2 protein-coding genes are annotated in these 964 nt (G+C 55.7%); both read left to right on the top strand.

The genetic code is table 11. The features are described from left to right. Positions 1-774 (top strand): conjugative transposon protein TraN (gene traN, locus N5O98_RS27255; RefSeq protein WP_269496271.1); only part of this gene is annotated, 774 nt, incomplete at its 5' end. Between the two features lie 2 nt (positions 775-776). Further along, positions 777-964 (top strand): conjugal transfer protein TraO (locus tag N5O98_RS27260; protein ID WP_186909657.1); only part of this gene is annotated, 188 nt, incomplete at its 3' end.

Consider the following 964-nt stretch of genomic DNA (forward strand, 5'->3'; position numbering starts at 1 on the left):
ACCTACGACAAGACCGTCCACGTCATTTTCCCCTCGGAGGTGCGCTACGTCGATTTAGGCTCGCCCGACCTGATTGCGGGTAAAGCCGACGGAGCGGAGAACGTCATCCGCGTGAAAGCGACCGTGAGGAACTTCCCGAACGAAACCAATATGTCCGTGATAACGGAGGACGGGAGTTTCTACACCTTCAACGTGAAGTACGCCGCCGAACCGCTGCTGCTCAACGTGGAGATGTGCGACTTCATCCATGACGGCGAGGCGGTGAACCGTCCGAACAACGCGCAGGAAATCTATCTGAAAGAGCTGGGTAGCGAAAGTCCCATGCTGGTGCGCCTTATCATGAAGTCCATTTACAAGCAGAACAAGCGTGAGGTGAAACACATCGGCTGCAAGCGTTTCGGCATCCAGTACCTTCTGAAAGGCATCTACACGCACAACGGACTTCTCTATTTCCACACGGAAATCAGGAACCAAAGCAACGTGCCTTTCGATGTGGACTATATCACGTGGAAAATCGTGGACAAGAAGGTGGCGAAGCGTACCGCCGTGCAGGAGCAGATCATCCTGCCGCTCCGTGCGCAGAACTATGCCACCTGTGTGCCGGGCAGAAAGAGCGAGCGCACGGTATTCACGATGGCGAAGTTCACCATCCCCGACGGCAAGTGCCTCGTGGTGGAGCTGAACGAGAAGAACGGAGGCCGTCATCAGTCCTTCGTGATTGAGAACGAGGACTTGGTACGTGCGGGTACCATCAACGAACTTCAAGTGCGCTGACCATGAGAAAGCACATCGCAATCATCATCGCATCGCTTGCCCTCTTCACGGGGCAGGCGCACGCCCAGCGGTGCCTGCCGAAGATGCAGGGCATCGAATTGAGAGCTAACCTTGTGGACGGTATGCGTTTAAGTGGCAACAATGGCGGTTACAGTTTCGGGGCGGCTCTCTCCACCTACACGAAGAACGG

This window comes from Bacteroides sp. LFL-34 (assembly GCF_027257075.1).
Taxonomy (GTDB): domain Bacteria; phylum Bacteroidota; class Bacteroidia; order Bacteroidales; family Bacteroidaceae; genus Bacteroides; species Bacteroides ovatus.